The organism is Geotalea uraniireducens Rf4 (genome assembly GCF_000016745.1).
GTDB lineage: Bacteria > Desulfobacterota > Desulfuromonadia > Geobacterales > Geobacteraceae > Geotalea > Geotalea uraniireducens.
Genome location: NC_009483.1, coordinates 956473 through 981286, shown reverse-complemented (window position 1 = coordinate 981286; position 24814 = coordinate 956473). Strand labels below are relative to the sequence as shown.

The window sequence follows — 24814 nt, the reverse complement described above, 5'->3', positions numbered from 1 at the left end:
GTTTTACCTACTTTAGGAGCCACTGGTGAACGGCCGCGCCCATAAGCCAGGCGGCGGAAGCTGCGCCGAGAACGAGCGGCAGCGGAAGCTGGCGACGGAAACAGACGAGGGCGACGGCGAAAAAGAGGATGGTCGGGACGATCCCCCACAACACCCCTCTGGTGAAGTCGGTCATCAGACGATGGTCGCCGGGATTGTCGCTGTAAAGCCAAAGGAGGACAATGAGGCTTGTGAGCGGCATGGTGGCGATCAGCCCCCCCAGCGTGGAGAATTTCCTGCCGATCTGGGTGCAGGCGATGATGATCAGGTTGGTGAGGAGAAGCTTGACTATGAACTGCATCTGGCCCCCCGGCCGCAGCAATTGGACCGCGACGCTACGGCGGGCAGCAGGCGCAGACCGAGCGGAAGAGTGAAGTACTCAGGTAGCGGTCCCCCCGGTCCGGCAGGAGGGTGACGATGGTCCCTGACTCCATCGTTTTTGCCATCTCCAGGGCTCCTGCCACGGCAGCGCCGCTGGACATGCCGACGAACAGCCCTTCCCTGACGGCGAGCTGCCGGGCTGTTTCAAAAGCGATCTCGTCCTCGACGGTTATCTTGCCGTCCAGCTTCTCTTCCCGGTAGATTTCCGGCACGATCGCCTCCTTCATGTTCTTCAGCCCCTGGACCTTGTGCCCGAGCCGCGGTTCCACGCCGATGATGCGCACCGTCGGTTTCTGCTCCTTCAGGTATCTGCCGACCCCCATCAGGGTGCCGCCGGTCCCCATGCCGGCTATGAACATGTCAACCTCGCCGCCGGTCTGGCGGTAGATCTCCGGCCCCGTGGTCTCATAGTGAGCGAGGACGTTGTTGGGATTGGCGTACTGATTGGGCATGTAATAGCGCTCCGGCTCCTCCTTCAGAATCTGGTGGGCAAGACGGATGGCGCCGTCCGTGGCTTCATCGGCCGGGGAAAGCACTACTTCTGCGCCGTAGGCCTCCAAAACGCTGCGCCGCTCCATGCTGACGCAGGCAGGCATGACGAGCTTTACCCGGTACCCCTTTGCCGCGCCGAACATGGCAAGGGCGATGCCGGTGTTGCCCGAGGTCGGTTCGAGGACGGTTTTCTCATGGGTGAGTTCGCCGTACTGTTCCGCTTTGCTCAGCATATAAAGAGCCGGCCGGTCCTTCACCGAACCGCCGGGGTTGTTCCCTTCCAGCTTGGCAAAGATCCTCACCCGCGGATTTGGATTGATGGCGGCCAGTTCGATCAGCGGCGTATTCCCCACAGCAGTGGCGATGGTACGTGATCCGTTGTCCATGCAAAACTCCCTCACTTCTATTCTGAGCGCCGAAGCGCTAACGCTTTACACCGGCGAAAGCTTCCCTGAGGGGGAGCAGCCGGAGCGGCTTTTCTTCCCGTAAGAGCGGCAGCAGCTTTCTTATCCCCTGCGGTTCATTGCCGTTGCCGTGCACGAGGATGAAGCTCCCGTTTTGGGGCGATTCCCCCTTGGCCAGCCATGCATCGCTGCCGATGGGGATCAGCGAAAGCTCCCGCAGCTTTGTCAACAGCCTGCCGTCGGCAACGAGGCCGGGAAAGCGGAAAAACGGCGAAGGGACGAGGCCGTTTTCCAGGAGAAGCAGCTCGGTGGAAAGAACCTCCCGCTCGAAATCCACGCCGGGGCTAAGGAGAAAGTTCCGCGTGAGCGGCACCTTTGGCTCGTATGGGTGGCTGTTGGAATGGTTGACCCAGGTGATCGCCAGCTTGCCGGCAGCCACCGCCCCCTTTATCCAGGCAAGATCGTCCCGATGCAGTTCCAGCCAGGCCCCGGTCATGGCCACGGCCAGGGGAACCGGCCCGCCCCCCTTGCGGGAAAGTTCCGCCACCGCAGTGAACATCTCCTGCTCGAACGGCCTTTTCGACGGGCACATGTCGACGGTCAGGAACAGGCCGTCAACCGGCCTGCTGCTGCGGGTCGCACCATGGTTCTGCAATTTGCAGGGGGGCGCAGTATTGCGCTCCAGAGCCGCGACAAAGGGAGAGTTAGCTATGGTTTTCGCTTCTGCGCTCCCTGCGTCCGTCAGGCTGACGGCTTTAGCGACCGAGGTTTCAAGGGTGGCTGGATTGACGAGGAGAACGTGGGGAACGCCGTCGACCTGATACTGGCGGATAATTATTTGCAAGGCCCCGCCGGCGTCGCGGCAAGGTTTGAAAATGGGGTGGTAGGCGGTGATTTTCCCGGCGGCTGACGCGGGAGAAGCGCAGAAGAGCGTGACAACGAGAACAACCAGCAGAGCGGGGAGAATAAACCCGATGGGCAGAGCGGGGCTGCCCTGATTCTCCCACGCTGCGGACTTTAAACTCTTCATTTCCCGGCGACCTTTCTTATCGACGACTCAGCCAAGGACCGACTGCAGCGCCTCTTCGATCTTTTCCACATCGACGCTGGTATTGAAGCAGGGGCCGAACGGCCGGTCGTTGAGAACGCCGATAACCGGTAGCGGATAGCAGTCCTTGATGCCGGAGGTCAGGTCCCGTTCGCAGGCAACCGCCACCACCAGCTTGGGCCTCTTCTCTATGATGACCTTCCGCGCCAGGGTCCCGCCGGTGGCGACGGAGATATCGATCCTGTATTTCTGGGCCAGTTCCGCCAGCCCCTTGATGTCGCAACGGCCACAGCGGATGCATTTGTTGATGTCGCCGGTCACCTTGATTTCGCAGTCAAAGAGCTGCAGGCAGTGGGGGAGCAGGATGAGAATCCGGTCCGGCCTCACCTTCAGCCGTTGCGAAGTCACCAGGCTGTTGTTCATGGCAACAAACGACTGGCGGATGGTGTCCTTGGAGATGCCGACGGTCGTGCCGATGAACTCGATCACCGGCAGGAGGAACTTGATCACCACTCCGCGCATGAAGCGGGTGAAGAGGATATCCTTCCCCAGCGCCGTGGTCATGACCAGGAGCAGGGTCCCGAGCAGGGCGATGCCCGACAGTGCGCCGAAAAGAAGCCCGGCCATCCGCGGCAGATCCGGGTGAATATTGGCAAGCCCCTTGGTCGGCACCCACCAGAACAGGTAGATAACGCCGACGATGAAAAAGCAGGTAACTCCCATCAATGCCACAAACACGCGTTTGCGAGGGGGGGTATTCGATGAATGCTTGTCAGTCAAACTCAGTCCTTTTTCCCCAGGATAGACCCAGGTGCTATCTTGTAGCCGGCCAAAAAATCACCGGCGTGAAGCCTTTTTTTGCCTTCCAGTTGCAATTCCTCGATGACGATGCTGCCGCCGCTACAGGCAACTTCCAGCCCTTCGCGTCCGGCCCGGATGACGCTGCCCGGCGTCCCTTCGCCACCGGCGGTCCCGACCCGGTAGATCTTCAGCATCTTGCCGTCCAGGAAACTGAATGCGCCGGGCCAGGGGGTCATCCCCCGCACCAGGTTCTTGATCGTCTGCGGTTCCTTGCTCCAATCGATGAGGCCGTCTTCCTTCTTCAGCATCGGCGCATAGCAGGTAAGGGCATCGTCCTGCTTCTCCCGGACCAGTTTCCCCGCCGTGAGGAGATCGAGCGTCTCGGCCAGGGCTTCTGCGCCGACAACCGACAGTCGGTCATGGAGCGACTGGGTATTCTCGTCGGGATCGATAGGGGTCGACCTTTTCACCAGCATATCGCCCGTATCGAGCCCAACGTCCATCATCATGGTGGTGACGCCGGTCTCGGTCTCGCCGTTGATGATGCACCAGTTGAGCGGCGCCGCGCCGCGCCAGCGGGGAAGCAGCGAGGCATGGACATTGATGCAGCCGTATTTCGGTATGTCGAGCAGGCTCTTGGGGAGGATCTGGCCGAAGGCGACCACCACGATCAGGTCGGGCGCCAGCGAGCGGATGCTCTCGACCACCTCCGGCACGCGCACCTTGAGCGGCTGCATGACCGGGATGCCGTGCCTTTCGGCCAGCACCTTCACCGGCGGCGGCAGTGTCTGCTGGCCGCGGCCTTTCGGCCGGTCCGGCTGTGTGATGACCGCAATCACGTCTTCGCCCCGGTCGAGCAGCTTTTGCAGCGTGGGACAGGCGAATTCCGGCGTCCCCATGAAAATGATGCGCATCCCCGCCATTACGCCCCCTCCGACATGTCTTCCAGGGTACGGCGGTATTTGCGCCGGAATATTTCCCGCTTCAGCGGTGAGATGTGGTCGATGAAGAGTATCCCGTCCAGATGGTCGATTTCGTGCTGGAAGGCAATGGCCAGAAGCCCGTCCGCTTTGCAGGTGATCTCCTCGCCATCCAGGTTGAGCGCCTTCACCACTACCCGCTCGTGTCTGCGCACGTTGGCGGCGTACTTGGGAATGGAGAGGCACCCCTCCTCCTCATAGGATTCACCGTCCGCATGGATGATGACCGGGTTGATGGCGACGATCAGCTGCGGCGGATCGTCCTTGCCGGCCACGTCGATCACCACTATCCGCTGGTGGACGCCGATCTGCGGGGCTGCCAGCCCCACCCCCGGCGCGTCGTACATGGTTTCCGCCATGTCCCGCACCAGTTCGATGACTTTATTGTTGATCACCACCACCGGCTGGGACTTCTTTTTCAGCTCCGGGTCGGGAAAAGTGAGTATTTTTCTTATCATAGCCGTCCTTTGCATGTTTAAGCCTGAATGCACTATATAAATTTGAGTAAAAAAAATCAATCCATTCCTTACTATCAAGACGCACCGTACTTACCGAGCGGTAAATTTTTTATTGACAGATCTCCGGCGATCATGTTACTTACCGATCGGTAAGGGATTAATGAGGGGAACATGACACGAGAAGAAAAACCTGAAAAAAATGAGGGCGGGGTACGGGAAAGGCTTTTGACTGCCGCACTCGAACTTTTCAACAGCAAGGGTTACGCCGCTGCATCGGTGCGCGAGATCGTCGCGGCGTCCGGCGTCACCAAGCCGGTGCTCTATTACTACTTCGGCAACAAGGAAGGGCTTTACCTGGAACTGATGAACGGTTCCTTTGCCGAATTCGAATCTTCCTTAAGCCAAATCACGACACTCCAGGGGTGCGTGACGGAACGGATCAACCATTTCTGTGCCATGATGCTTGACCTGATCATGGAAAACATTGAAGTCGTACGCCTGATCTATGCCATCTATTATGGCCCCCCCCAAGGGGCTCCCCATATAAACTTCGATGCCTATTTCACCAGGATGCTGGATACCATCCACGACCTGGTCCGGGAAGGGATCGGGAGCGGCGAACTGCGACCGAACGACAGTACGGACGTGGCCTGGACCGTCATTTCCATCCTCAACACCGCCATGGAAGAACAACTCTGCCACACACCCGCCCGTCTTGACGGGGAGCAGATGGTGCGCATGCTCCGTCTGGTAATGGAAGGTCTGGCAACAAAATCGTCTGGCGCCGTACTCGGCGCGAGTCGTCTATGAGGAGACCGCGATGAAAAATCTGATACTGATACTTGCAGCAATCTGCCTGCTGGCAGGTGCGAACGGCTGCACGAAAAAGGAAGGAGCGGCCGCGACCAAAGGACAGACCGTCGCCAAGCCACCGGTAGCCGTGGAAACAGGCATCTCCGCCGCTGCCGACCTCGTGGAAGGGGTGGAAGTGACGGGGAGTTTGGAGCCGAAATTCTCTGCCGATGTGAAGACCCAGATCCCCGGGCTCGTCAAGCAGGTCTACGTCACCGAATGGGTGCGGGTGCGGAAGGGGCAGCCACTGGCGCGGATCGACGTGGCGGAAACCGAGGCTCTGGTGAAGCGGGCCGAGGCGGGAATCGAATCGGCCCGGGCAGGGCTCGCACAGGCACAGGTGGCGGCAACTCGTGCCGACCGGGAACTGGCCCGGGCCATGAAGCTCAAGGAGGCGGGACTTGCCACTGCCCAGGGGGTCGATGATGCCAGGAGCGAGGCGGCCGCCGCCGCTGCGCGGAGCGAGGCGGCCAAGGCGCAAATCAGGGTTGCCGAGGAGGAACTACGCCAGTCGAAGGCGCGCCTGGCCAAAGGTTTTGTCACCTCCCCCCTCGACGGAGTAGTGGCCCTGCGCGATGTCAATGTCGGCGACCTGGCGAGCGACGCCGCGGCGGGCAAGCCGATCTTCCGCATCGTCGACAATCGCCTCCTGAACCTGACCGTCACCGTTCCTTCCGCCGAGTCGGCACGGGTGAAGGTCGGTCAGCAGCTCGAGTTCAGCGTCGACAGTTTTCCCGGCAAGACATTCATCGGCAAGGTCATGTACGTCAATCCGGAGCTGACAGCGGCCGACCGGTCCCTCAAGGTGATCGCAGAGGTGCGAAACGTTCCGGAAACCCTCAAGGGGGGCCTGTTCGCCAAGGGGAGAATCGTCACCGGCAAACGGACCGGCGTTCTCCAGCTCCCCCGGCAGGCACTCGCCGGCGTCGACCTGACGGCAAAGAAGGCGTCTCTGTTCGTCGTCGAGGGAGAGGCAGCCCGCCTGCGTCAGGTGGGGATCGGCACAGTCGCCGGCGATCTCGTGGAAATCGTGTCGGGGGTGAAGGCCGGGGAGAAGTACGTCGCCCGCGGCGGCTTCGTCCTCAAGGATGGCGACCGGGTGGCGGCAGTTGCCCCGGCGAAGTAAGCAGAGCGTGACAGTGCAGCTGGTGCTGCGAAAATAGCCGCTCATGGGCGCAATACGACATCCCCGGATACCTTGATCCAGAAAAAGGAAGCAACTCCATGATTCTCTCAAACACATCCATCAAACGCCCCATCTTCGCCACGGTAATGATCCTGGCCCTTGTCGTCCTCGGCATCTTCTCCTATCGCCGGCTCTCCGTCGAGATGTTTCCCAATGTGGAGTTCCCGATTGTCTCCGTGATCACGACCTTCCCCGGTGCCTCGCCGGAGACGGTTGAGCGTGAGCTCTCCAAGCGGATCGAGGAGGCGGTCAACCAAGTGGCCGGGGTGAAGCACGTCTTCTCCACCTCCCGCGAGAGTGTGTCCTCGGTAGTGGTAGAGTTTCGCCTGGAGGAGAAGGTCAACGACGCAGCGCAAGAGGTGCGCGCCAAGATTTCGTCGATTCGCGGCACCCTCCCCACCGGCATCGAGGAACCGATCATCCAGAAAATGGACTTCAACGCCGCACCGGTAGCGGCCCTGGCTGTGCAGTCCAGCACCCTGTCGGCCAGAGAACTGACCACCCTGGTGGAAAAGAAGGTCAAGAAGCGCTTCGAGAGCGTGGCCGGTGTGGGTAAGGTGGACATGATCGGCGGACAGAAACGGGAGATCAACGTCGACCTCGATCCGACCCGACTGGACTCACTCGGCCTGGGGGTCAACGATGTGGTCAACGGGATCAAATCGGAGAACACCAATACCCCGCTGGGGCGCATCACCCGCGGCACGGCCGAGTATCCCCTGCGCATCGAGGGAAAGCCGGACCGGGCCGACCTGTACCGCCAAATGGTGGTCGTCCAGAGGAATGGCCGCCCGATTGCGCTGGGAGAGGTTGCCCGGGTCAGCGACGGGGTGGAGGAGAAGCGCAAGCTGGCCCTGGTCAACGGACAACCGGCCATCGGCCTGGACATTTACAAGCAGTCGGGCGGCAATCAGGTGGAACTGGTGGATACGGTCAAGAAGGTGATGGCCAAGGTACAGAAGGAAATGCCCCCCGGCGTTACCATCAGCCTGGTGCGCGACGGCTCCATCATGACCCGCGAGTCCCTGGCCGACGTCAAGGAAACCCTGATCATCGGCGGCATCCTGACGGTACTGATCGTCTTCTGTTTCATCAACTCCTGGCGCTCCACGGTCATCACGGGCGTGACCCTCCCCATCTCGGTCATCTCCTCCTTCATCGTCATGAACGCCCTGGGAATGACGCTCAATGTCATGACACTGATGGCCCTCTCCCTGGCTATCGGCATGCTGATCGACGATGCCATCGTGGTGCGTGAGAACATCGTGCGCCATCTGGAGATGGGTAAGGACCATATGGAGGCCGCGCGCTTCGGCACCTCGGAGATCGGTCTGGCGGTCTTCGCCACGTCCATGTCGATCATCGCCGTCTTCATCCCGGTGGCCTTCATGAAGGGGATCGTGGGGCGCTTTTTCTACCAGTTCGGCATCAGCGTCGCCTTTGCCGTGCTGGTATCGCTGTTCGTCTCCTTCACCCTCGACCCGATGCTCTCCTCCCGCTGGCACGACCCATCCATCCACCTGCAAGGCAGACGCAAAGGGATTGCGCGATTACTGGAGATATTCAATAACTGGTTCGACAAGTCTGCCGACAAATACCGCGGCGCCATCGGCTGGGCCCTGGACCATCGCAAGACGGTCATGGCACTGGCCTTCGCCTCCTTCGTGGCCGGCATCATGATCTTCGGCAGCCTGGAGTCATCATTCATGGCCCCTGAAGATAAGGGGGAGTTCCAGATTTCCTTCAAGACCGCGCCGGACGCCTCCATGGCCGAGACCGAAAACCGGATGAACGCCGTGCTGGCAGCGGTCAAGGAATCCCCGGAGGTCGACCACACCTACGCCACCATCGGCGCCGGCGACAGCGGCACGGTGCGGGATGGCCTTTTGTACGTGAAGCTCAAGGAACGAAACGAGCGAAAAAAGAACCAGTTCCTGTTGCAGCGCGAGGTGCGGGAACGGCTCCGGAAGGTGGCCGGGATCACCTTCTCCATCGAGGAGGTGGGGCAGATCGGCGGGGCACAGAAGCCGCTCAACGTCAACCTGAAGGGGGACGACCTGACGACCCTCAAGCAACTGGGCGCCCGGCTGAAAGAGGAACTCTACAAGGTGCCGGGCATCGTCGATCTCTCCATGACCCTGGAGAACGATATCCCCGAGTACCGTCTGCGGGTAGACCGGGACAAGGCCCTGTCGGCCGGTGTGACCACCAACGACATCGTCGGTGCGGTCGGCCGTCTGGTAGGGGGTGAGGCCATCTCCACCTATGAGGATGAAGATGGCGACGCGGTGGATGTACGCGTGCGCCTGCCTGCCACGATGCGACAGAATTCCTCCCAGGTGAGCGACTTGAAGGTGTCGGTCCCCGACGGGAAGACAGGCGTCAAGCTCATATCGTTGGGGAGCATGACGAGCACGGTGGTGGCGGCCTCCCCGACTGAGATCAACCGCCGCGACCTGGCGCGTCAGGTAACGGTCAGCGCCAACCTCGACAGACTCCCCGTCGGCACTGCAGCCAAACATGTGGAGACCGCCTCGAAGCGGATCAACATGCCGCCCGGCTACTCCGTCAACCTCTCCGGCGAGGCCGAAGATATGGCCGAATCATTCGGCTACATGGGCGAATCGCTGCTGCTGGCGGTACTCTTCGTTTACCTGATCCTGGCGGCCCAGTTCGAGTCGTTCTTCGAGCCGCTGGCCATCATGCTATCGCTGCCGCTCTCCATCGTCGGCATGGCCGGGATGTTGAAGCTCACCGGCGACACGGTGAACATCATGTCCCTCATCGGCCTGATCATGCTCATGGGGCTCGTGACAAAGAACGCCATCCTGCTGGTTGACTACGCCAAGGTCCTGCAGCGGCGGGACGGCATGAAGCGGCGCGATGCGGTCATCCTGGCCGGTCGCACCAGGCTGCGCCCGATCATCATGACTACCCTGGCCATGATCTTCGGCATGATGCCGCTCTTCTTCGCCATCGGAGCCGGAGCCGAGGGACGCGCCCCCATGGCCCGCGCCGTAGTGGGGGGGCTTCTCACCTCCACCATGCTGACCCTGCTGGTTGTGCCGGTGATGTACACCATCATGGACGACCTGGGGGGGTGGCTGAAGCGGAAGTGGCGGAGAGAAGGCCAATCCGGACACCCTTGAACCGCCAAGGCGCGAAGCACGCAAAGAAAGCGCGGAGTGGTCCAGTGATGTGGAGTGTTTTTATTTTAATTTTATAAAGAGGAAAGAATGTGAACTGGAAAGACATGGCATCTAAAGGAATCAAACACAATATAATCTTTGCAGATTTTCCCTTGGCGTCCTTTGCGTCTTTGCGGTTCAAAGGTTTTCTCTTCGTTGCCGCATCGGCCTTCGTTGTTATTAGCCAGATAGCCGCCCATGCCGCCGAGGTCCGCACCCTCACCCTGGACCAGGCCCTGGAGATCGCCGACAGCCGCAACCGGGACATCCAGAAGGCAAAGGAGTTCTTCCGCCAGGTGGAAGGAAAATACGTTGAAGAACGTTCCGCCGCCCTCCCCCAGTTTACAGTCACCGGCCAGGTAGCCCGGCAGCAGGATAAGAGCCAGGGCGTCATCGCCGGCGGGCTGATCCCAACGCTGGAGGATACCCGGTCCATAGAGATCGGCCTCTCCCAGGCCGTTTTCACCTGGGGAAAGGTGGGAGCCGCCATCCGCGCCGCGGAGAAGGGGTTCAGGACCGCCGACGAACGGCTCCGCATCTCCCGTCAGGACACCCGCCGGGACGTGGCCGTCGCATTCTACGACATCCTCCTGGCAAAGGAGCAGTTCGCCATTGCCAGGCAAAACCTGGATCAGAAGGAACGCCATCTGGACGAAGCGCAGCGACGCTACGCAGCCGGAGTCGCCACCGACTATGACACCCTGGCAGCATCGGTATCCGTGGAAAACGCCCGCCCCGAGGTGATTCGTACGGAAAACCTGATACGACAGGCCAAGGACCGGCTCAGATTTCTCCTCGCCGTAGAGGTAGACGTGGATGTTGCCGGCTCCCTGGAAGCAGTCATGAAGCCGGTCCCTTCCTACGACGAAACCCTGACGGTAGCCCGGAAGCACCGGCCGGAACTGGAAGAACTGCGGCAAAGGAAGGAGATCTCGGTCGAGTTGGTGAAGATCGCCAATGCCGAAGACAAGCCCCGCCTGGATATCAAGGGGGGATATGGCTGGCGGCAGCTGGATGTCGGCGATGCCCACGGCAACGGCCAGGCATGGAGCGCGGGGATATTCCTCACCTTCCCCTTCTTTGACGGCATGAAAACACGCGGCAAGGTAGCCCAGGCCGAAAGCGACCGGCGGAGCATCGAGATCGACGAGAAGAAGCTTTCCGACTCCATTTCCCTTGAAACCCGCGATGCTATCAACACGGTCAAGGAGGCCGGCGAGATAGTCAGAGCCCTTTCCGGCACAGTCAACCAGGCGGAACGGCTGCTCGCCATGGCGGAAAAGGGGTTCGAGCTGGGGGTCAAGATCCGGCTGGAGGTGGAAGACGCCGAACTCAACCTGCTCCAGGCCAGGGGGAACCTGACCCGCGCCCGCCGTGATTATCTGGTGGCACAGGTAAACCTGGACAGGGTGATGGGGGTGCTGGGGGAAGGGAAATCTGTGAATTGATCGCAGCGGCATCTGACCGGGAGAAAGAGAAGTAGTGAGCGTTGCTGCCCAGGGGGGCGATAGAATAAGGAAAGGCGAGGATTTGATTCCTCGCCTTTCCTTTTTTTTGAGATGCCGACTTGCAATCATTCAACCTATAAACCTGAAACGGCAGTTGTTTACCGCAAAGGCGCAAAGGGCACAAAGAAATTCAAATACTTATGGGGATAAAGATCCAAACCAATCGGGTGAAAGGTTTCCGTTAGATAAATGATTGATTTTACTTCGCGTTCTTAGCGCCTTTGCGGTTCAAAGGCTTTTTCTAGGATAAAAAGCATTTTAACCACGAATTTTCACGAATATACAACCACTTGTGATGCAAAAGGTACTCATCAGGTCGGTGACTTCTCAAGATTTAACAATGGGTTAAAAACATTCGTGTTTATTCGTGTCATTCGTGGCTAACTGCCGTTTTTGGGTTCAACTTCTGGAAATCTTCGAAAATTTCGATGATGACTTGTAAGCATCAAATTTCCCGATACCATTAACAATAAATAATTAAATATGATCGGAGAACTCCGCCGATGACGCCCGGTCACCCCTCACCCAACATTGCCCGCACAACCCTGGCGGTGCTTTTCATCGGCATCCTCACGGCCGCCAGCTTCTGGATACTGCACCCCTTCCTGACGGCGCTCGTCTGGGCAACCATGATCGTCGTGACCACGTGGCCGGTCATGCTTCGCATTCAGAAGCGGCTCCGGGGCAAGCGGGCGCTCGCCGTTACCGCGATGACCGTCGGATTGCTGCTGGTATTCAGCATCCCCTTCACCCTCGCCGTGATCAATATCATTGACTGGTCCGATGAAATTGTCACCTGGTCAAAATCTCTCGCCACCTTCACCGTGTCGCCGCCACCTGCGTGGGTTGAGCAACTCCCCGTGGTCGGACCGCCGCCAAAAGTTATGGAGAAGGAGTCGCTAAGAGTTCCGGCGGCAGCTCAGGCCGCGGGGCTGGCGGTGGCGGACGTAGCTGGGGCGGTGGCTGCTTTGGCGGCGTTGGACGGCGTTAAACAATGCACCACTCCCTCTACGAGGTGGCTATGAACAATAAGAGACTGAACGATCTGTGCCGTTATTCAAGGATGACACCCAGTTCATGAACCTGGCCTTCAACATCAATCCGACTCTCCTGCTGACTTTCCCCTATTCGCCGCTGGCTGCCGGCATGATCATCCTCCCGACCAAGGACCCCAAGGGCGCCGTTGTGACCTTGCTCGTTGCGAATTCCGTGGGAGATGCCAACACAACCGGCTTCAGTACACTGAATAAGAACAGGCTGAGCTTTGTCGGCGGGGGACGGGTGCGGACCAACTTCTTTGGGCTTACTGGCCATCAACTGGCCGGGATAAGCTATTCCAACAAGGAGTTCGCATCCCTTGACCAGAGGCTGGCCAACATCGCGACCAACAACATTGCCAAGGAAAAAGGGTCCCTGGCCTTCTACTACAACTTCGACCAGTACCTCTACGAACCTGAAAAGGGCTCTGGCAAGGGCTTCGGCATCTTCGGCCGATTCGGTGTCTCGGACGGCAACCCCAACCCCCTTCACTATTTCTTCAGCCTCGGCGTCGGCGGCAAGGGGATGATGGCAAGCCGGCCCCATGACCAGTTCGGCATCGGCTGGTACTACATCGATGTCAGGAACCCTTCCTTCACTGGTCCGCTGGCGACCCGTCAGTTCCTCAGGAACGAGCAAGGGGTCGAGGCTTACTACAGCGTCGCTCTGACCCCGTGGGCCCTGTTGACGCCGGATATCCAGGTCGTGCATCCGGCCCAGAAAGACACCGTGGACCTGAGCAGGCCGGTCCCGTTCGTCAGGGAGGGGGTCAACACCGCAACGATCCTCGGGCTCAGGCTGCAGATGGTGTTCTGATGCCGCCGGCACCAGACGGCCGATCTTCACGATCATGCGGAACTACTGCTAATGATAGTGAAAGAGCTTCATCCTCGTGTGTGCAAAGGGAGGTGGTTATGAACATGAACATTTTGGCAAAGAAACGTGGAGCAGCGACGAAAGTGGCGATCCTCATCGGCATTTTCCTCGTTGCCGCGAATGCCCCGGGAAAACCCGCGAATGCCCAGGAGGAGGACATCGACGTTTCATGTTACAAGGGAAATCTCGAGGAAGGAAACTATATCGGCAATCTCACGGTGACCGATCCCGATACTGCCGGCCAGAGCTGCAATTCGACATACTACGACTGCGACGGGAAATGCTTTGGGTGTTTTCCCGACCTGGATCTCAGCGAAGAGGTCTGCTACGACGATGCGGGGAGGGAATTTCTGAAATGACGGGCAATTATCGTCAATGCCTATGTCGAAGCTCTTGATCTCATGCGCATCCGCCGGGAAGGGAAGGACGTGGAATAAGTCAACGCTCCCACGATCATCACCGCCAACTGGAAGGCGCCGGGACGGGACGTCTGGACCGTGCCGCTGGGGGGCGGTATCGGCAAGATCTGGCGCATCGGCAAGTTGCCGGTGAACACTCAGCTGCAGGCGTTCGGCAACGTGGCCCATCCGGAATCCGGTCCCGACTGGACCCTTCGCCTGCAGGTGCAGTTCATGTTCCCCAAATCGATATTTTGATCCATTTGGTGCATTGTGTGGGTTTCTACTTCGCACTAATTATTTTGGAGAGTTGAATCGTGAGTTCAATCACAGTTACTTTGATTGCTTTTGCGTGCATCTTTGGCGGAGCGCTGCTCGGCTTGCTCCTTCGAGCTTTCTTGCCTGATCAACATCTGAGCGAGGAAGCAAAAGATGTTGTGAAAATGGCGGCCGCGTTAATCGCCACTCTGGCTGCTCTTGTCCTCGGCCTGCTTGTCAGCTCTGCAAAAAGTTCATTGGATATGATGAACTCCGAGCTGACCCAGAGCAGCACGAAGATCATCGTGCTGGACCGGGTCCTGGCCAACTACGGTCCGGAAACGAAAGAGGTCCGTGACCAGCTGCGAGGCAGCGTCGCCACCGCAATCGGACTGATCTGGCCTGAAGAAAAGACCAGGCAGGCACACGTGGATAACATTGAGGTTGCGTCCGGTATTGAGAGAATTCAAGACAAACTGCGGGAGCTGTTGCCACGGAACAACTCACAACGCATACTTCAGTCGCAGGCCCTTCAGATCGCCGCTGAACTGGCGCAATCACGCTGGCTGCTTATCGAGCAGACTCAGAGCTCACTCCCAAAAGCATTTCTGATTGTACTGCTTTTCTGGCTTACCATGCTCTTTGTCTGCTTTGGTATGCTGGCTCCCCGCAACGCGACGGTGATTGCGGTATTACTCGTCAGCGCGTTGTCGGTATCGGGCGCAATCTTTCTCATACTGGAGATGAACACCCCGCTCACAGGAACGATCAAGGTTTCCAGTGCTCCACTGCGGAAAGCACTTGACCACCTTGGAAAGTAGAATCTCCGGCCCCGCCAATTCTTCAAGAAGCGGACACCGGACCAGGTTTACCAGGAGTTTGCGTGCCACAGCCCCATGTGCTGGAAAACAACATGCAATTCGCTCCGATCATCGCCTGTCACGAGTGTGACCTGCTCCAGCGGGAGATCCGCCTTCCTCCCGGCAGGGTGGCGCGCTGCAGCCGCTGCGGCGCGGAACTTTACCGCTCCGCCCACAAGAGTGTTGACCATCCTCTCGCCCTTACCCTGGCTGCCGCCGTGGTATTCATCGTCGCCAATGCGTACCCCGTTGTCGGCCTCGAAATCCAGGGAACGCGCAATGACACCAACCTCCTTGGCGCCGTCCATGCCCTATGGATGCAGGACATGTGGGCTGTCGCCGCCCTCGTGTTCGTCACGACCATCCTGGTGCCAGCCATCGAGATCGCCGTCATGATCCATATCCTCATGACGCTGAAGTTCGGCCGGATACCCGCCGGTATCACCATCCTCATGCGCATCCTGAAGAGTGTCGAACCGTGGGGCATGATGGAGGTGTTCATGCTGGGGATGCTCGTGGCGCTGGTGAAACTCAAGGATCTGAAGGATCTCGGTTCGCGCCTGAAGCTGCCCCCGGGCTGGAAGTTCCGCTCCCCAATACTTGAACAGGATCTGGTCTTCATGACCGACAACGGCAAAACCCATATCACTCAGGACGAGATTGGCAACACCTATGACCGGGTCGGGGGCCCCTACAGCAACTACAAACCGTAGGCTTGACAGCGCCGTGCCTTTCACGTGAAAGGCATGGTGGAAACTCATTTCCCAATTTCCGGAGGTAAGACCGATGCCATCGATCAAACGCATAGCCGCGGCCCTGTGCCTGGTGGCCACGGCAGCATTTCCCTCACCGCCGGCGCGGATGACGCCCTGCCGCTGGGGGTGGTGGAGGCGGTCAGCATTGCAACCGACTCCTACATTTACGGCTACCCCCTGGTCACCTTCGGCACGGTCTGCAGGCAGCAGACCAACGTGGCCAGGCCGGACGCCGAGCATGCTCCGATGGGGCAACCGATCAAGATGCGGACGTATCTTGCGGTCTGCTGCAGCCTTCATTGCCACCGCCAACCCGGCGGGACTCATCGTCAGCACCGGGATGAAACTATATGGGTAAAAGAGTGGCAGCAGCAAGGTTGAGGGCCAGGCGAAGCAGACCGCCAAGGAAATCGCCGATGTGCTCAAGAAGCGCTTCCAGGATCAGGGCTGGATCAATTGAGCGGGCGGATGGAATCCGCCGCCTTCGTGGGAGTTAGATGAACATGAACACGCTTGAATCTGAATCAGTCGGCATTCAGAAATAGTTCCTGGGCATGTTCAGGGAATTCCCGCCGCGCCGGAAAGTCGGCACCTTCGGCCTCGACCAGGTACTGCAATCGCTGCAGACAGGTGCCCAGGGGGGCGGCAACTGATCGCTTGTGCATTGTTGCTGACAACGGCTGCTCCGATTATGAATCGGAGCGCAGCAAGGGTTACATGAGCGACCTTGCAGAGACCCGCAAATAAGGTATTATTCATGAGAAGCTGTATGAGACACAGTGCTATGCTTTGCGGTTCAAAGGAGTCCAGGCTCGCTCAGCAATGTGCGAAATGTTATATGTATCGCGGCACAAAAAACCGAACAAAAGTTCGCGGGATTATGACAATTCATCCTAAAAACGGCAGTTAGCCACGAATGGCACGAATAAACACGAATGTTTTTGACCCCTTGTAAAGTCTTGAGTAGTCACCGATCTGATGAGTGTCTTCTGCATCACAAGAGCTTGTATATTCGTGCAAATTCGTGAAAATTCGTGGCTAAAATGCTTTTTATAGGTTCATATCACAGGGGCATGGTATGGGCAGATTCTTCGGCAAGATGTGGGGTTCGACGGCTTCATTTACACTGACGCTGTACCTGGTCACGGCTTCGGCAATGGCCGGAACGGGCCATGCGGCTGCCGTGGACACCGCGCCACCGACCTCATCTTCTGCAAACTACGCCGGCTCGGAGATGGCATGGTAATGTTCCGCAGAATTTTAATTATTCCAGTCCTATTCTTTATGCTTGCCGGCACGGCTTTTCACATGTCTGCGGCGGGGGAAGAGAGCCGCACGGGAGCTGTCGCCACGCCCGAAGCCGAGCTCACAACGGCCCCGGTGGAGATTGACGGCCAGGTGCTGTTTCGCGTCCGGGGGGCATCATCATATCCGGCCGAGCAACGTGCCGCCGCCATCAAGGAACGGATCGAGGCGGTTGCCGCGGACCGCTCCTTCCGCAGCGACGGGTTGCGCATCGACGATGCCGACAACACCATGACGATCGTGGCCGGGGACCGGCCCCTGATGGTCCTGACCGAAGCGGACGCCAGGCTGGAGCATCTGAGCCGCCAGTACCTCGTCAGCGTACACCTGAAGAGGATCCGCCAGGCCATCGACGATTACCGTCGCATGCGCAGCAATGACGCCCTGCTGCGGGGAGGTCTGTACGCAGCGGGGGCAACTGTTCTGCTGGTTCTGGGGATGGTGTTCCTTGTCCGGCTGGGGCGGCTGCTCGACAAAGTGCTGACGGAACGGGTGAAGAAGCGGATCCATTCCGTCGGCATCCAGTCTTTCGAGATCGTGCCGGCGGAGCATATCTGGGGGGCGCTCCACGGCATGCTGTACGGCGTCCGCATCGGGACCATTCTGGCGGTGTCCTTTGTCTACCTGCAAGGCGTGCTTGCGCTCTTCCCCTGGACGAGCGGCATCGCCAGCCGGCTCCTCGACCTCGTTACCGATGCGCTGGGTCATATGGGCAAGGCTGTCGTGGCCTGGATCCCCGATCTGCTCGTCCTCATCATCCTCTTTTTTCTTTTCCGTTTTATCCTGCGGTTTCTCCGTCTCTTCTTCGACGCCGCGGCGCGTAAAACGGTCACCCTTGCGGGGTTCGATGCGGATTGGGCGCATCCCACCTACAAACTCGTCCGCTTTGCGGTCATCGCCTTCGGTCTGATCGTGGCCTACCCGTACATCCCCGGCTCCGAGTCGGCGGCATTCAAGGGAATTTCGCTCTTCATCGGCGTGGTGTTTTCCCTCGGCTCATCCACGGCAATCTCCAATATCATCGCCGGCTACATGATGACCTACCGACGGGTGTTCAAGGTCGGCGACCGGGTCAAAGTGGGTGACGTGATCGGTGACGTGATCACCATGCGGCTCCAGGTGACCCATCTTCGTTCCCTGAAGAACGAGGAAGTGACCATCCCCAATTCCCAAATCCTCAACGGTCATGTCGTGAACTACAGCTCCCTGGCCCACACACCAGGGCTGATCCTGCACACCACGGTCGGAATCGGCTACGAGACCCCCTGGCGGCAGGTGGAGGCGATGCTGGTCCAGGCGGCGGAACGCACCCCGGGGCTGCTCAAGGAGCCGCGTCCGTTCATCCTGCTGATGGGGTTAGGGGATTTCGCGATCAACTACGAGCTCAATGTCTACTGCGACAACCCCCGTGAGATGAACAGCCTCTATACCGAGCTGCACCGGCATATTCTCGACGTTTTCAATGAGTACGGCGTGCAGATCATGACTCCCGCCTACGAGGCCGACACGCGGGAGCCGAAGGTCGTGCCGCGGGAGCAGTGGCACGCGCCGCCTGCGCCACCCGAGAGCGGCGTCACCGGCTAACGCAGAAGGGAGATTACCATGAATTCACCCATCGACAGCGGCACATCATCTCCCCTCGGCGCCACGGTCTTTCCCGGCGGGGTGAACTTCAGCATCTTCTCGCGTGACTGCACCGGCGTCGAGCTGCACCTCTTCGACCGGGTCGACGACGCCCGGCCGTCCCGAACCGTAACGCTCCACCCGAAGCGCAACCGCACCTACCATTACTGGCATACTTTTGTCCCCGGCCTTGGGTCGGGCCAACTGTACGGCTACCGCGTCGCCGGTCCCCATGACCCCCGGCGGGGACTCCGGTTCGACCCGTACAAGCTCCTCATCGACCCCTATGGCCGGGCGGTGGCGGTCCCGGCCGGCTACAGCCGCCGTGCCGTGGCCGAGCCGGGCGACAACGCGGCAGTGGCCATGAAGAGCGTGGTAGCCGACCCCCGCGGGTACGACTGGGAAGGGGACATCCCCTTGAAGCGCCCCTTCTCGCGGACCGTGATCTATGAACTGCATGTGGCCGGCTTCACCCGCCCCCCCTCGTCGGGGGTCACAGAGGGGAAGCGCGGCACCTATGCGGGACTGGTGGAGAAGATCCCCTACCTGCAGGAACTGGGGGTCACCGCCATCGAGCTCCTGCCGGTCTTCCAGTTCGATGCCCGGGACGCTCCCGAGGGGTTCGACAACTACTGGGGCTACAGCCCCATCTCCTTCTTCGCCCCCCATGCGGCATACAGTTCCCGCCCGGACCCGCTCGGCCCGCTCGACGAGTTCCGCGACATGGTAAAGGCACTCCACCGGGCCGGCATCGAAGTGATCCTCGACGTGGTCTTCAATCATACCGCCGAAGGAGATGACCGCGGGCCAACCCTCTGCTACCGGGGGCTGGCGAATAATTTCTACTACACGCTGGAGCCCGATGGCGAAACCTACGCCAACTATTCCGGCTGCGGCAACACACTCAACGCCAACAATCCCATCGTCCGGCGGCTCATCAGCGACAGCATTCATTACTGGGTGAGGGAGATGCACGTGGACGGCTTCCGTTTCGATCTGGCCTCCATCCTCGCCCGCGACGAGCGTGGAGACCTCCTGGAGAACCCGCCGCTTCTCTGGGACATCGAAACGGACCCGGCCCTGGCGGGGATCAAGCTGATTGCCGAGGCCTGGGACGCGGCCGGCCTTTACCAGGTGGGGAGCTTCATCGGCGACAGCTGGAAGGAGTGGAACGGCAAGTTCCGTGACGACGTGCGGAGCTTCCTCAGGGGTGACGCCGGCACGGTCACCCGCTTCGCCTCGCGGCTCCTGGCCAGCCCCGACATCTACGGCCACCAGGAACGGGAACCGGAGCAGAGCATCAACTTCGTCACCTGCCACGACGGCTTCACCCTCAACGACCTCGTCTCCTACAACCGGAAGCACAACGAAGCCAACGGCGAGGAGAATCGCGACGGGACCGACCTCAACCTGAGCTGGAACTGCGGCGGCGAGGGCCCCTCCGACGACCCGGCAATCGAGGCGCTCCGCAACCGCCAGGTGAAGAACTTCCTGACGGTAACCCTCCTCGCCCTCGGCGCGCCGATGCTCCTCATGGGGGACGAGGTGCGCCGCACCCAGTGGGGAAACAACAACGCTTACTGCCAGGACAATGAGACCGGCTGGTTCGACTGGGGGCTGCTTGAGCAACATAGCGACGTCCGCCGCTTCGTGCGTCTTTTGATTGACGCACGACTGAAGCGCGACCTGGCGGTTGAGGACCCCGACCTGACCCTCAACCAGCTCCTCCGCCAGGCACGGCTTGAGTGGCACGGCGTAAGGCTGGGGCGGCCCGACTGGGGAGATAACTCGCACAGCATTGCCCTCACGACCTGGAGCCTGACCGGCCGTTTCGTCTTCCATCTCATGGTCAACGCCTGGCGGGAGTCCCTCGCGTTTGAGCTCCCCCTGGTCCGTAAGCAGCCGGGAGTGGGCTGGCGCCGCTGGCTCGACACTTCCCTCGCATCTCCCGCCGACATCGTGCCGTTGGACGAGACGCCGGCGGTCGAAGGAAAAACCTATGAACTGCCGCCGCACTCGCTGGCTGTCATGTTTGCCCGTGCTCCTGCGGGCGCAGGCTGATCCGTCTTCTCTCAAACTGCTGCTGAAGCAATCATCGATGGCATGCTCAAGGCGTGCGCGATCCTCGACGAGAAATATGAGCAGCAGAAGAAGTTTCCATAACCCCTCCCAACCTCTTTAGGCCCTTTGGGTCCCCTTAGCTTAAGGGGAGGAGTGATACGTTCCCCCTCTTAAGATAAGAGGGGGGCAGGGGGAGTTATGATATCAACCGAGGAGTTAATCATGAGTGAACCCCAGGAAATAGTGCCCGTCGAGAAGAGCGATCTGGTTGGGATCGTGGCGCAGCTCTTCGCTGAAGGGTACCGGCTGGTGCAGATCGGCTGTACAACGCTGCCGGAAGCCTATGAGCTCACCTACTCCTTTGACCGGGAATACCGCTTCAGAAATCTGCGCTTTACCGTGAGGCCGGACGAAGAAGTGCCGAGCATCAGCGTGATCTATCCCAATGCCTTTTTGTACGAGAACGAGATCCACGATCTCTTCGGCATTACCATTACCCACATAACCGTCGATTACCGGGGCACGCTCTACCGGACCGCGATCAGCACGCCGTTCAGCATCGGCAATGTGAAGTTTTCGGAACCGCCGCCGCAGAAGGAGAAGGGTTAACGCCATGGCCCAGAGAAACATCATCCCTATCGGACCGCAACACCCGATTCTTCCCGAGCCGATTCACTTCGATCTGGTGACGGAAGATGAAAAGGTTATCGACGCCATTCCGTCCATCAGCTATGTCCACAGGGGACTGGAACGGCTGGTCGAAAAACGGGATTTTATCGACTTCGCCCACGTTGCCGACCGGATTTGCGGCCTGTGCAGTTTCATGCACAGCCTGGGATACTGCCAGGCTGTGGAAGAGATCATGTCGATCGAGGTGCCGCAGCGCGCCCTTTACCTGAGATCCATCTGGGCGGAGCTGTCCCGGATTCACAGTCACATCTTCTGGCTTGGGGCTGCTGCAGACGCCTTCGGTTTCGAGAGCCTGTTCATGCAGGCCATGCGGCTGCGGGAACCGGTGCTCGACATATTCGAAGAAACCACCGGAGGAAGGGTCATCCTGGGGGTGTGCAAGGTGGGCGGCGTACGGCGGGACATCGATGGCGACAGCCTGAAGGGGATCGTCAACCGCCTGACCACCCTGAAAGGAGCCCTGGAAGAGCTCAGCAACGTCTTTCTCAACGATTACTCCGTGCAGCACAGGTTGGCAGGAGTTGGGTTCCTTTCCCGGGAGGATGCCTATACGCTCGGTTGTGTCGGGCCCATGGCCCGGGCCAGCGGTCTGGCCATCGACATGCGGGCCCTCGGCTATGCGGCCTATAAGTATCTGGAGGTGGAGCCGGTGGTGGAATCCGCGGGTGACTGCCATGCCCGGTGCCGCGTGCGCATTCGGGAAATTTTTCACGCCATCGATCTGATCCGCCAGGCGGTGGGAAAAATTCCCGCGGGGCCGGTCGACGTCAAGGTAACGGGGACCCCCGACGGCGAATACTATTCCCGGGTCGAGCAGCCCCGGGGTGAGGTGATTCATTACGTCAAGGGGAATGGAGCCAGATTTCTCCAGCGGTTCCGGGTGCGCGTCCCCACTTTCAGCAACATTCCGGCCATGGTCAAGGTACTGAAGGGATCGCAGCTTGCTGACGTGCCGAATATCATTCTTACCCTGGACCCGTGCATCAGCTGCACGGAAAGGTGAGGACACGCCACCATGAAAATTTTCACGATGACGAAAACGGTAACTAAAAACCTGGTCACAGGGCCGGCCACCCTCATGTATCCCCAACGGGAGCGGATTTTTACCGCCATCACCCGGGGGAGGATAGAGAACGCCATCGACAGGTGCATCTTCTGCGGCATGTGCGGCAGGCGCTGTCCGACCTACGCCATCGTTGTCACCAAGGAGAGCAAGGCGTGGCAGATCGACCGGCTTAAGTGCTGCACCTGCAACCTGTGCGTCGAGGTCTGCCCGGTAAAGTGCCTCTCGACGGACAATCACGGGAAAAAGGAGATCGACCGTGAGCAGGACCCCCGGCTGGGGGAATGGCTCGAAAAGTTCGACCGGGACAGGGTCGAGGCCGCACGGGAGTTCTGGTACGAAACACTCAAGGGGATCGACGAAAGCCTGCTGGAATTCTTCTGAGCCGAGCCGGAGACGGCTGCAGCGTCCCCGATTTAATATCTCCTCCGATTTCCTCAATCATTTATTTTGGTCAATTCTCCTTTGCAAATAATTTGCTTCAGTTATATATTCGATTCTTATTAAAGGCGCTGCGGAGAAAATGCTCGCTGGATGTTGAGCGGTTTTCCTCTCAACATCCTTTCCGGAATGTTATCCAACGCCAATACTTCATGTAGAACAAATAGTTACGCGGATGTTTAATGTTTAATTCAGTGGGAGAATGGAAGCAGGGCTCACACGGCGCATTGTCCCGCTTCAAAACCTGAACCCTTTTCTACCGAAATTTTGAACGGACGAAGAGATATGTCAAACAATGAAGAGAAGAAAAACGGAATCAGTCGACGCCAGTTTCTCAAGAGATCGGCCGCGGCAAGCGCAGTCGCCACAGCCGGTGTTCTTATTCAACAGGGGGAGCTTTCCGCGAAGGAGAATCCGACCCAATGGGACAAAGAGACGGATGTAATCGTGATCGGTGCAGGGGCTACGGGCCTCCCCGCCGCTATTGTCGCACGGGAAGCGGGAGCAAAGGTCATTCTGGTCGAAGCCTCTTTTGACATCGGAGGACATGCCATCGTGAGCAAGGGAAATATTCCGCTGGGCGGCGGGACAAGCGCCCAGAAGAAGGCCGGTATCCATGATTCGCCCGACCTCCTCTTCCAGGACCTGACCGACTGGTCCATCGTTCAGCCCAATGGGTTCCCGGATTACCGCTACAACGACAGAGAGATCATCCGGGCCTTTGCCGACAACAGCGCTCCGGCCTTTGAGTGGCTGGTCGCCCACGGAGTCGTCTTTGTCGACAAAACCCCGGACACCCTGAGCGGAATGTCGGTCGGAAACTCGGTCCCACGGGTAATGCATGCGTCCGCAATGCACTGGCCGACGGTTCAGACAGGCAAACCGGTCGATCCCACGGTTCAATCGAGAACCTCCTCCGGTAGCGGTCTGATGCGGACGCTGGAAGTCGCTGCGAAGAAGGCGGATGTGCAAATCCTGCTTGAACACAAGCTGACGGACATTTACCGACACCCCCCGAACTCGGGCCGGGTGCGGGGGATTGCGGTGGACAATAAAGGGACCAAGTTGAACATCCGGGCCAGGAAGGCCGTTATTATCGCCACCGGCGGATCGTCGGGCAACGTAAATTTCCGCCGGATGTTCGATCCTCGTCTCACCGAGGAGTATTGCGGCCTGGCAGGTATGCCCTGGTCTGATCAAGACGCCAGCGGAGAGATTGCCGCCATGGGAATCGGAGCCTCTCTTTGGGGTTTATATAATCAAACCGGGGAATTCGGCGACGTTATTACAAAACCGGGGTTAATCGGGTGCCAGTACAATTACCGGAATCTGCAATGGATGCCCGGAAGTCCGGTATTCAACCTGGCACGCGCGTCCGGCCTGCGGGTCGCGGATTGGCAAAACGTCATCCTCGTAAACATGCTGGGCAAGCGCTTCTATGACGAGACCGGGGATCAGTTCACCTCCAACAATGCGGGAATGATCGATCCTTACGTCCCCGGCAGTTACCTGAATGCAGCGAACATCAAGTATAAGCCCAATAACTTTATCAATGCGGCTCTGGCGGGGATCGGAGATAATCACAACGGCGGCGGCCCGATCTGGGCGATCTTTGACGCCGATGCAGTAAGGAGGGAGAGATGGAACCCGAAACCTCCCAACGTGGATATGGATGCCGGCTTCTTCTTCGCCGCCGATACGATCCCGGAACTGGCAACGAACATCGCTATGAAGTATCAACGGGTCCCCATGCCTTCGAAGAATCTGGAAGAGACGGTAGCCAGGTACAACTCCTTTGTGGATACAGGCAAGGACGAGGACTTCGGCAAACCGACTCCCAAGTATAAGATCGCCAGACCTCCCTTTTACGCGGCCTGGGCGACGCCCGTCATCCACGATACGCGCGCCGGCCTGCGGATCAACGCCAAATGCCAGGTGCAAGACATGCAAGGCAAGGTCATACCTGGTCTTTACTGCGGCGGCGAATCTGCCGGCGGCTTCAGCCAGCACGGTCTGGCCCGGGCCATTTGTCAGGGTTACATCGCAGGCAGGAATGCCGCGGCAGAGAAAACGACGGAATAAAGGGAGCGGGGAATCGCCGGGGAAAGT

26 protein-coding genes are annotated in these 24814 nt (G+C 59.3%); 18 read left to right on the top strand and 8 right to left on the bottom strand.

The window, feature by feature from the left end:
- Positions 1-7: 7 nt before the first annotated feature.
- From GURA_RS04185 to def, 6 genes are read right to left on the bottom strand one after another with little or no spacing between them, the layout of a single operon-like run.
- Entirely contained in the window at positions 8-340 is a 333-nt protein-coding gene (locus GURA_RS04185; protein ID WP_011937755.1) for a DUF3147 family protein, read from the bottom strand.
- A gap of 34 nt (positions 341-374) precedes the next feature.
- Positions 375-1298 (bottom strand): PLP-dependent cysteine synthase family protein, encoded by a 924-nt coding sequence (locus tag GURA_RS04180; protein WP_011937754.1) that lies wholly within the window; start codon positions 1296-1298, stop codon positions 375-377.
- 37 nt (positions 1299-1335) lie between these two features.
- Positions 1336-2346 carry a polysaccharide deacetylase family protein gene (locus tag GURA_RS04175; protein WP_011937753.1) on the bottom strand — a complete coding sequence of 337 codons (1011 nt, stop codon included), beginning with the start codon at positions 2344-2346 and terminating at the stop codon, positions 1336-1338.
- A gap of 27 nt (positions 2347-2373) precedes the next feature.
- Positions 2374-3087 carry a DUF116 domain-containing protein gene (locus GURA_RS04170; protein WP_049818980.1) on the bottom strand — a complete coding sequence of 238 codons (714 nt, stop codon included), beginning with the start codon at positions 3085-3087 and terminating at the stop codon, positions 2374-2376.
- A gap of 59 nt (positions 3088-3146) precedes the next feature.
- Positions 3147-4088 carry a methionyl-tRNA formyltransferase gene (gene fmt, locus GURA_RS04165; protein ID WP_011937751.1) on the bottom strand — a complete coding sequence of 314 codons (942 nt, stop codon included), beginning with the start codon at positions 4086-4088 and terminating at the stop codon, positions 3147-3149.
- Positions 4088-4603, bottom strand: a complete 516-nt coding sequence (gene def / locus GURA_RS04160; protein ID WP_011937750.1) for a peptide deformylase — start codon at positions 4601-4603, stop codon at positions 4088-4090. The genes fmt and def overlap by 1 nt, the downstream gene beginning before the upstream one ends.
- A 171-nt stretch (positions 4604-4774) precedes the next feature.
- Here def and GURA_RS04155 point away from each other — a divergent pair, with 171 nt between their 5' ends.
- The 11 genes from GURA_RS04155 to GURA_RS04110 all read left to right on the top strand — a co-directional run bounded on the left by GURA_RS04155 (position 4775) and on the right by GURA_RS04110 (position 15903).
- Positions 4775-5413, top strand: a complete 639-nt coding sequence (locus GURA_RS04155) for a TetR/AcrR family transcriptional regulator (protein WP_011937749.1) — start codon at positions 4775-4777, stop codon at positions 5411-5413.
- Between the two features lie 10 nt (positions 5414-5423).
- Positions 5424-6581, top strand: coding sequence for an efflux RND transporter periplasmic adaptor subunit (locus GURA_RS04150; RefSeq protein ID WP_011937748.1), 1158 nt, complete (start codon positions 5424-5426; stop codon positions 6579-6581).
- 98 nt (positions 6582-6679) lie between these two features.
- Positions 6680-9790, top strand: coding sequence for an efflux RND transporter permease subunit (locus tag GURA_RS04145; RefSeq protein WP_011937747.1), 3111 nt, complete (start codon positions 6680-6682; stop codon positions 9788-9790).
- An 89-nt stretch (positions 9791-9879) separates the two neighbouring features.
- Positions 9880-11277, top strand: a complete 1398-nt coding sequence (locus GURA_RS04140; RefSeq protein WP_232278974.1) for a TolC family protein — start codon at positions 9880-9882, stop codon at positions 11275-11277.
- Positions 11278-11840: 563 nt separating this feature from the next.
- The gene (locus GURA_RS04135; protein ID WP_011937745.1) at positions 11841-12362 is read left to right on the top strand and encodes an AI-2E family transporter; all 522 of its coding nucleotides are present in this window, start codon (positions 11841-11843) and stop codon (positions 12360-12362) included.
- A gap of 22 nt (positions 12363-12384) precedes the next feature.
- On the top strand, positions 12385-13191 hold the full coding sequence (locus GURA_RS04130; RefSeq protein WP_011937744.1) for a carbohydrate porin: 807 nt from the start codon (positions 12385-12387) through the stop codon (positions 13189-13191).
- A 98-nt stretch (positions 13192-13289) separates the two neighbouring features.
- Complete coding sequence (locus GURA_RS04125; protein ID WP_041245268.1) at positions 13290-13610, top strand: hypothetical protein; 321 nt, start codon at positions 13290-13292, stop codon at positions 13608-13610.
- Between the two features lie 138 nt (positions 13611-13748).
- The gene (locus GURA_RS24090; protein WP_011937742.1) at positions 13749-13907 is read left to right on the top strand and encodes a hypothetical protein; all 159 of its coding nucleotides are present in this window, start codon (positions 13749-13751) and stop codon (positions 13905-13907) included.
- 59 nt (positions 13908-13966) lie between these two features.
- On the top strand, positions 13967-14728 hold the full coding sequence (locus GURA_RS04120) for a bestrophin-like domain (protein ID WP_011937741.1): 762 nt from the start codon (positions 13967-13969) through the stop codon (positions 14726-14728).
- A gap of 62 nt (positions 14729-14790) precedes the next feature.
- Positions 14791-15480, top strand: coding sequence for a paraquat-inducible protein A (locus GURA_RS04115; RefSeq protein WP_011937740.1), 690 nt, complete (start codon positions 14791-14793; stop codon positions 15478-15480).
- A gap of 33 nt (positions 15481-15513) precedes the next feature.
- Positions 15514-15903 (top strand): hypothetical protein, encoded by a 390-nt coding sequence (locus GURA_RS04110; protein WP_011937739.1) that lies wholly within the window; start codon positions 15514-15516, stop codon positions 15901-15903.
- 143 nt (positions 15904-16046) lie between these two features.
- Here GURA_RS04110 and GURA_RS24085 read toward each other — a convergent pair whose 3' ends face one another.
- Positions 16047-16199 (bottom strand): hypothetical protein, encoded by a 153-nt coding sequence (locus GURA_RS24085; protein WP_157046123.1) that lies wholly within the window; start codon positions 16197-16199, stop codon positions 16047-16049.
- A gap of 401 nt (positions 16200-16600) precedes the next feature.
- Between GURA_RS24085 and GURA_RS24080 the strand changes: the two genes are divergently transcribed.
- Complete coding sequence (locus GURA_RS24080; RefSeq protein WP_157046122.1) at positions 16601-16768, top strand: hypothetical protein; 168 nt, start codon at positions 16601-16603, stop codon at positions 16766-16768.
- A gap of 179 nt (positions 16769-16947) precedes the next feature.
- On the opposite strand, the gene GURA_RS24540 is transcribed toward GURA_RS24080, so the two are convergent.
- Positions 16948-17154 (bottom strand): hypothetical protein, encoded by a 207-nt coding sequence (locus GURA_RS24540; RefSeq protein WP_198134522.1) that lies wholly within the window; start codon positions 17152-17154, stop codon positions 16948-16950.
- Positions 17155-17193: 39 nt separating this feature from the next.
- Between GURA_RS24540 and GURA_RS04105 the strand changes: the two genes are divergently transcribed.
- The 6 genes from GURA_RS04105 (at position 17194) to GURA_RS04080 (ending at position 24787) form a co-directional block, all read left to right on the top strand.
- Positions 17194-18411: a mechanosensitive ion channel family protein gene (locus GURA_RS04105; RefSeq protein WP_198134521.1), complete on the top strand. Its 1218-nt coding sequence runs from the start codon at positions 17194-17196 to the stop codon at positions 18409-18411.
- 18 nt (positions 18412-18429) lie between these two features.
- The gene (glgX, locus tag GURA_RS04100; RefSeq protein ID WP_011937737.1) at positions 18430-20511 is read left to right on the top strand and encodes a glycogen debranching protein GlgX; all 2082 of its coding nucleotides are present in this window, start codon (positions 18430-18432) and stop codon (positions 20509-20511) included.
- Between the two features lie 222 nt (positions 20512-20733).
- Entirely contained in the window at positions 20734-21120 is a 387-nt protein-coding gene (locus tag GURA_RS04095; protein WP_157046121.1) for an NADH-quinone oxidoreductase subunit C, read from the top strand.
- A 4-nt stretch (positions 21121-21124) separates the two neighbouring features.
- Positions 21125-22204, top strand: a complete 1080-nt coding sequence (locus tag GURA_RS04090; protein ID WP_011937735.1) for a hydrogenase large subunit — start codon at positions 21125-21127, stop codon at positions 22202-22204.
- 12 nt (positions 22205-22216) lie between these two features.
- Positions 22217-22648: a 4Fe-4S binding protein gene (locus GURA_RS04085; RefSeq protein ID WP_011937734.1), complete on the top strand. Its 432-nt coding sequence runs from the start codon at positions 22217-22219 to the stop codon at positions 22646-22648.
- Positions 22649-22990: 342 nt separating this feature from the next.
- Positions 22991-24787, top strand: a complete 1797-nt coding sequence (locus GURA_RS04080) for an FAD-dependent oxidoreductase (RefSeq protein ID WP_011937733.1) — start codon at positions 22991-22993, stop codon at positions 24785-24787.
- Positions 24788-24814 lie beyond the last annotated feature (27 nt).